Origin of the sequence: Suttonella ornithocola (assembly GCF_001889065.1) — a bacterium.
GTDB classification, from domain to species: Bacteria; Pseudomonadota; Gammaproteobacteria; order Cardiobacteriales; family Cardiobacteriaceae; genus Suttonella_A; species Suttonella_A ornithocola.
Map to the genome: position 1 here is coordinate 1 of NZ_LWHB01000075.1, position 3597 is coordinate 3597.

Annotated in this window: 4 protein-coding genes; all 4 read left to right on the plus strand. The window is 40.8% G+C overall.

The window, feature by feature from the left end; genetic code table 11:
* Window positions 1-221: transposase (locus A5N85_RS06260; protein ID WP_249023933.1), on the plus strand; the 221-nt coding region annotated here is incomplete at its 5' end.
* Entirely contained in the window at window positions 218-505 is a 288-nt protein-coding gene (locus tag A5N85_RS06265) for a hypothetical protein (RefSeq protein ID WP_072576468.1), read from the plus strand. The genes A5N85_RS06260 and A5N85_RS06265, both read left to right, overlap by 4 nt.
* Complete coding sequence (locus A5N85_RS06270) at window positions 502-1926, plus strand: HlyD family type I secretion periplasmic adaptor subunit (RefSeq protein ID WP_072576469.1); 1425 nt, start codon at window positions 502-504, stop codon at window positions 1924-1926. Before A5N85_RS06265 ends, A5N85_RS06270 begins: the two co-directional genes overlap by 4 nt.
* Complete coding sequence (locus A5N85_RS06275) at window positions 1923-3371, plus strand: TolC family protein (RefSeq protein WP_084601675.1); 1449 nt, start codon at window positions 1923-1925, stop codon at window positions 3369-3371. The genes A5N85_RS06270 and A5N85_RS06275 overlap by 4 nt, the downstream gene beginning before the upstream one ends.
* Window positions 3372-3597 lie beyond the last annotated feature (226 nt).

Here is a 3597-nt window from a genome sequence, read left to right on the forward strand (position 1 = left end):
TAATTGTCATGGACAATGCCGCTTTTCATAAACGCAGTGATATTCAAGCAATCATTGAAGAGCATGGGCATGAGATAGTTTGGTTACCCCCTTATAGTCCAGACTTAAATCCTATTGAAAAGATGTGGGCTTGGATTAAGCAAATACGCAAAGAATGGAGGATGGATTGTATTGATACTTTATTCTTTTATCTGCTTTGGATTGGGTTGGGTTTTAGATGATTGCACTATATAACAAACCTACTGAAGATATTTGGCAGATGATTTTAATTGTTTTAATGGTGATTTTCTATATCCTATTTATAAAGATTTTTTTGAATAAAGAATATTCTGGAAAACAAAAAGATGTTTTATTTGTATTTGGCGCAATACAGATAGGTGTAACAGCTTCTGTAATTAAAGCACCATATGCCATATTTTCACTGAATGTTGCCGCAAGTATCGCTTTCTTAATTGTGCCTATGTATATGGCTTATCTATTAACTAAAGACCAAAAGAAAGAATGACCTCACCTCATAAAGAAGCCTTTATAGATTTATTGAAGCGCTATGTTTCCACATGGCGTAAAGTTTGGCAGGTGCGTCATGAATTAGAACCTTTAAAACGCGAACAAGAAGAATGCGATTTTTTACCTGCACATTTAGCCCTAACAGAAAAACCCCTCTCCCCAGTCCCCAAATGGATTGCGCGACTCATTATGCTTTTTGCTTTATTAGCACTGGCTTGGTCATGGTTTGAGCAGCTTGATATCGTGGTCATGGCGCAAGGGAAAACCGAACCTAACGGACAAAGTAAAGTCATCCAACCGCTTGAAACCGCAGAAGTCAAAAAAATTTTTGTTCAGGACGGTCAGAAAGTCAAAAAAGGAGAAGTGCTGATAGAATTAACAGCGATTGGTAGTGATGCGGATGTTTTTCAAGCCAAAACTGCTTTACAGGCGGCAAGAATAGCGGTTTTGCGTAGCCAAGCATTATTAGTTGCACTGGATCACTCACAGCCTCCTCAATTAAAATCCGATTTCGCGCTTTCTGAACGAGAAAGTAGCGAAGCGCAAAATCTGGTCAATCAACAATATCAAACTTGGCTTGCACAAGATGAACAGCTTAAAGCACGTATTCGGCAAAACAAAGCAGAATTACGAATGCTGGGAGAGGAAATAGAAAAGCTCAAAACCTTAGGAGAAATTGAGCGTCAGCGAACCAAAGATTTAGCGGCATTGGTAAAACAAAAATTTATTGCCAATCATGCCTATTTAGAGCAGAAGAGTAAATTGGTTGCCAATGAAAGAGATTTAAAAAGCCGACAAAGTCAATTGGCTCAGGTACAAGCCACATTAGAAGAAACCGAAGAAAGCCGGCGGGTCAATACACAAACCTTACGTCGTGATACGTTGGAAACCTTGCGTCAAGCCAACGAAGAAATCCCAAATTTAACGGCACAACTCGAAAAAGCCACGCAACGTCAATCTTTGATGCAAATGAAAGCCCCTGTGAACGGCACTGTTCAACAGCTTGCCGTTCATACGGTTGGTGGTGTCGCGACCGCCGCACAGCCCTTGATGGTCATTGTTCCGGATGACTATCAACTAGCCGTGAAAGTCATGGTCTTAAATAAAGACATCGGTTTCTTGCGTATCGGACAAGACGCCGTAATTAAAATAGAGGCTTTTCCTTATACCAGATACGGCTATCTAACGGGAAAGCTCACCAATATCAGCTATGATGCGATAGAGAATGAACATCTTGGCTTAGTCTATGACGCTACCGTCCAATTAGATAAAGAAACCCTCAATATTGAAGGACACCCTGTTCGTTTAGGTGCGGGGATGAATGTTACGGTCGAAATAAAAACAGGAAAACGCAGAGTTATTGATTATCTGCTCAGTCCGTTACAAACCAAAATTGATGAAAGCATGAAACAACGATGAAAACCTCTCTTGCCGCGACAAGGCTATCTGCACAACCTTTTAAAATCTTGCCATTGGTATTATTGCTAATAGCATGTAGTCAAAAACCCAATGAAAACTTTTTCTCTTTAGAAAATGCTCATCGCAAAGATGCACTCAAGCCACCAGCTGTTAACATCACCTCAAAAACACTTCCTACTGAACCCCCACTGATGCAAAGCAAAAGCATACCATCCTCTGAAAATCTTTCATTGATTGACGCATGGCAAGCGGCTAAAACACACGCTGCCGCTTATCAAGTCGCAAAATATGCCCGCAACGCTGCTCAAGAACCCGAGCAACAAGCCAAAGCGCATCTATTACCACAATTATCGCTCAATGGTAATTACAGTAACCGCGCGCAGGATGATTATGAACGCTATCAAAGCTATGGCATCAATCTTCAAGTCGCGCAACCCATCTATGATGCTTCGCGCTGGCGACAATACCAAGCAGAAAAAATGACCACACAAATAGGAGAAGCGCAATTAAAGCAGCAAGAAGATACTTTACTGCTGGAAGTGGCGCAAGCCTATTTTGCTGTCCTAACCGCACAAGAGAAACTGAGCGCACTTGCTAAGGAAAAAGCCACCTACCAAGCACAAATTGCTCAAGCAGAAGGGAGCTTTACATCAGGGCAAGCTACCGTGCTGGACATATTAGAGGCAAAATCGCACTATGATGCTGCGGCAAGTCGTGAAATCAGCTTGCAAACAGAATTGACGACCGCTCAAAATACCTTAGAAAACGATACAGGATTATCCGTTCATCATTTAACTCCTGTCGATAGCCTTGACTTCTTAACTGTAAAAACCACCCTTACAGAAGAACAATGGCTAAATAAAGCGCTTGAACACAACACCACACTCAAACAAAAAGCCTTAGAACTTGAAAAAGCCATTGCGGATAAAAAAACCGCAGAAAGTGAATACTATCCTCAACTTTCTTTGACCGCTGGGTATCAAGACAACCGCAATCATATCAAAGCCGTTAATCGTGAAGCGCAACATAACCGCAATAAAGGCGGTTATGTCGGCTTACAATTTTATCTTCCTATCTATAGTGGCGGTGAAACGAACAGCAAAGTTCGCCAACAAAACGCCTATATTCAGCAAAAAGAAGCAGAATATCGCGCCGAAAAAGGCAAAATCAGCTTAGAAGTCAAACAACAATTTGCATTGCTAAAAGGCTATCAGGCGCAAATAAAAGCACAAAAGCAGTTGTATCAAACCAATCTTGAAAAAGTCAAAGCTGCAAAACTGGGCACGCAATATGGGATGAGTTATCCCTTAGAAATCCTACAGGCTGAGAAAGACTTAGCAGAGGCTAACAGCAGCTTAGCCGAAGCAAAATATCAGTATTTACTGACAGAAATTCGCTTGTTGCTGTTGAGTGGGGAAGGAAGTAGGCTTTTAAGTGATGAGTAAAAATTGTGAACCTCAAAGGAACGGGATTTTTGCGCGACTTGCGCGAAGCAGCAGCCACTTCTGAACCGCTTGCTGAGACGTTAAAAGCGTATCCACTTAAAATAGCAGCGTAAAATTATAAATTTTTTCAACTTGTTAGAAAAAAAAGTTATGCTTGCAAATCTATATACTTTGAGTTAAGTTGTGTTATACAATTTACGATTAAATAAATATTTAGTTGACGATA